Below are 3,583 nucleotides of genomic sequence, written 5' to 3'. Positions count from 1 at the left end.
AGATATACCCATAATCTCTCAGTTCACGGTTAAACGCCGATTTGTAGCTAGAGATCTTCGCCCGTATTTTCTTATCAGTATCTGGAATTACAAACATAATCAAAGTTGCCTCTATTCAGCTAACGCCTTGTTAAGGTGTGAGGCACGCAATGCCAATGCTTCCGCATGCCACCTTAATCACTTAAACCAACGCATAGTAAAAGTGCCACGCGTGCCGAATCACTCTTGAACAATTTGTTATGCATCATTTTTGCAACCGTTGTGAGTACAAGTGACTTTTTCTGTAGATGCTGCCCAATCTTTAGGGTTAGTCTGTAAATCCACACCACAGCTAGTAGTTTTACCGTCTTCCGCCAGTTTGTGTACTATTCCCGTTGGCTTATGTAAAACTGTTTTGCACATCTCTGCTTCAAAACCAGCACCTTTAAACTTAGAAATTTTATCTATATTGGCAAAAGCTAGGCCGATAGAGCCGGCTAGAATAGCTAGCCCCATTTCTCCAACCATATTCATAAAACCAAATATAGAGCTAATACCTAAAAGCATTGTGTACGAAAATATTGAAAATATATCTTTGATACTTGACTCCTTTTGATGCATAACGCCCAATTAAGGTGTGAAGCACGCAATGACCAAGCTACCGCATGGCACTTCAACACCCAAAACTAACGCATACCAAAAATGCCACGCGTGCTGAATCACTCTTAAATTGTTTGTTATACGTAATTTCCAATTATTACTGCTTATTATTTCACCACCAAAATTTTGTGCTAAATAGCCATCAAAACTATATGAAATAACAGCGGTAAACAAATAGCCAAATTTGCCATATTGGTGCTTGATACATTTTTCAACTTTGTGACTACTACAACCATCACCCAAATTGTGGCGGAAACATAGCCTAAATAATCATCTAGGTCACTGTAATACTGGAACTTATCAAGTGAAGATAGAAGATTAGAGCCTTGTATTTCTACTGCGCTTTTAAGTACGTCATTCGCAATAGAACCATAATATTTCGAAAAACTCAGTAGAGTCAGTTGAAGCAGTGTTGCTACCAATAAATATATCTTCATACTCTCATTACGTATAACGCCGCGTTAAGTAGTGAGCAACGCTACCACACAACCTAAAGCATTGTGCCGTAAACACTAAAGCTAATTTAAACTAAAAATATCATGCGTTGCGAATCTGCCTTAAACGCTTTGTTAGGGCTCTTGGATTCAAGTACGAAGTGCGACACCTCTGAACATAAAAACAGTGAGATGCGATAATCATGAAGTTTGCTCCCGCCAAGAAGTAAAAAACATGAAATACACGCACCTCACTGAGAACGAAAGGTATATGATTTCTGCACTCAGAAAGCAAGGAATTAGTACCGTTAAAATAGCTAAACAACTGGGTCGTCACAAAGCCACTATCTATCGAGAAATTGAACGTAATTCCCGATACAACAGACACTTTAAAAGGTACTCCTATCAGGCGTGGAGAGCCCAACAAATGGCTCGCAACCGGCTGAGCCGGTCGCGCAGAAATAAGCGCTACAGCGAAATCGACTTCAGGTTACCTGAAGCCTTGCTACGACTGGATTGGAGCCCTGACCAAATCGTCGGATACCTAAGAGTAAGAGGCTACCCAACAATGAGCCACGAGCTCATTTATCAGCATATTTGGAACGACAAAACTCTCGGTGGAACTCTATGGAAACACCTACGCCAATCCACTAAGAAAAGGCGCAAAAGGTATAACTCAAAAGACAGCCGAGGTCGGCTGGCAGCAAAGCGTCATATTACCGAAAGACCTACAAAAGCTGAGCATCGAAAAGAGCCTGGTCACTGGGAAATTGATACCGTCGTTGGCCGCGGAACCAAGCACTGTATCGTGACTTTAGTCGACAGAATGACTGGCTACACTTTTATTGGGCAAATGGACGATAGAACAAGCGAGTCGCTCAACGTAAGAATGAGCAAAATCATGACCCGCTCTGACTTACCTTTTAAGACGATAACTGCGGATAATGGCACTGAATTTCATGGTTACGCACAACTAGAGAAACACCATAACTGTCTGTTTTACTTTGCAAATCCATACCACTCATGGGAACGAGGTACAAATGAAAACACCAACGGCTTGATACGACAATACTTACCAAAACGAACTTCTATGTCACACGTGACACAGAAGCTCTGTAATGAAATTGCACACAAATTAAATACGCGCCCACGCAAAAGACTTGGGTATAGGACACCAACGGAGTATATTCATGCGCATCTGTAGAAAGTGTCGCACTTCAAACTTGATACTAAGGCTGCAACTACACGGTGAAACCACACTTTAAACAGCGTTCACCGCCATAGTTTTCATTGTAACTAAGTCCTAGGCTACTACCGCACTCAGGGCAATAATCTGAATCATCGAGTGTTCCCCACTCCCACGTACCTTCATATTCGGGGATCCCATGCCTGTCATAACCTATCAATTCACCTGCGTTAGATTGTTTTGCGATATAACTGCAGTGGCTATGCGCTTTTAATAAGTCGAGTACAATTTCATGGTTTATTTCGAACCATTCCCCAATTACACGCTGCTCTCTGTACTTCTGGTGTAGTTGCCTTTCAAGCTCACGATCAGTACCACTGTTAATCCAGCCCATTAAGGCAAGTCTTCTCGAGTTTTCCGTTTGCAAAGTCTTTAGACGTTTAACCGGATCTTTGCTTATTCCGATTTTAATCCGCTGATTAATTAGGTCTTCGTTTTCGATAATAAAATAGAGTGCCATAATTTCCTTGTAGCCCTAACGCCGCATTAAGGTGTGAGCGACGCTTGGCTATACTTGAGCGAAGCGAAACTGCCAAGCGTTGCGAATCACTCTTAAATGCCTTGTTAGTTTTTTCTACTCAACACCTACAAAAACTTCTCAATGAGGACTTCGTCTACGTATTCCCCGCGAACTTTTGCATGCTTCTTCGCTGTACCTACAATTTCAAAGCCTTGTTTAAGATAAGCTGCCAAAGCTCGCTCATTATCACTGCGGACGTAAGCAAATAGCTTTTCATAGCCCTTTTGCTTTGCAACTTCGAATGTCGAGTTGAAAAGCTCTTTTGAAACACCTTGACCACGAGCATTTTCACTGACAAACGTACCAATTATACCTACGTGGTCAAAAGCTTTTGTGTATTGTGCTAACGGCTCAATATTTTGGAAACCAATAACCGTTGAGTCACTTCCGGACAACGCAACTGTAAACACACCGCGCTCAGGAAATTGAGCAATAAACTCTTTTTCTTCTTCAGGGGTAAAGGTTGTGTCCAATACCGTGTATAAGCCTTCAATAATGATGGGGTTGAGGACATTTGTAATGCCTTCAGCATCATCGAGAGTCACCTGACGTACAACTAAACTCACGTAACTTAACTCCTATTGTAATTGGAATTGCTTTGTACTTCCGGCAACAACTAACGCCCTGTTAAGGTGTGAGCAACGCAATACCGATGCCGCCGCATACCACCTTAATCAACTAAACCAACGCATAGTAAAAATGCCACGCGTTGCGAATCACTCTTAAACAGTTTGTTATAAACTA

4 protein-coding genes are annotated in these 3,583 nt (G+C 41.8%); 1 reads left to right on the top strand and 3 read right to left on the bottom strand.

What is annotated here, in order from left to right; all coding sequences use genetic code 11:
• Positions 1-237 precede the first annotated feature (237 nt).
• Positions 238-600, bottom strand: a complete 363-nt coding sequence (locus tag FKN16_RS24005) for a hypothetical protein (protein WP_170903709.1) — start codon at positions 598-600, stop codon at positions 238-240.
• A gap of 708 nt (positions 601-1,308) precedes the next feature.
• On the opposite strand from FKN16_RS24005, the gene FKN16_RS23995 reads away from it, so the two are divergent.
• Complete coding sequence (locus tag FKN16_RS23995) at positions 1,309-2,277, top strand: IS30-like element ISVa6 family transposase (protein ID WP_170903712.1); 969 nt, start codon at positions 1,309-1,311, stop codon at positions 2,275-2,277.
• A 37-nt stretch (positions 2,278-2,314) separates the two neighbouring features.
• Here FKN16_RS23995 and FKN16_RS23990 read toward each other — a convergent pair whose 3' ends face one another.
• Positions 2,315-2,779 carry a GIY-YIG nuclease family protein gene (locus FKN16_RS23990; protein ID WP_170903711.1) on the bottom strand — a complete coding sequence of 155 codons (465 nt, stop codon included), beginning with the start codon at positions 2,777-2,779 and terminating at the stop codon, positions 2,315-2,317.
• A 125-nt stretch (positions 2,780-2,904) separates the two neighbouring features.
• Complete coding sequence (locus FKN16_RS23985; RefSeq protein ID WP_170903710.1) at positions 2,905-3,405, bottom strand: GNAT family protein; 501 nt, start codon at positions 3,403-3,405, stop codon at positions 2,905-2,907.
• Positions 3,406-3,583: the final 178 nt, after the last annotated feature.

The organism is Vibrio sp. 11-4(1) (genome assembly GCF_013048625.1).
GTDB classification, from domain to species: Bacteria; Pseudomonadota; Gammaproteobacteria; order Enterobacterales; family Vibrionaceae; genus Vibrio; species Vibrio diabolicus.
The sequence above is the reverse complement of the archived record's forward strand: the minus strand, read 5'-3'. Positions and strand labels throughout refer to the sequence as shown.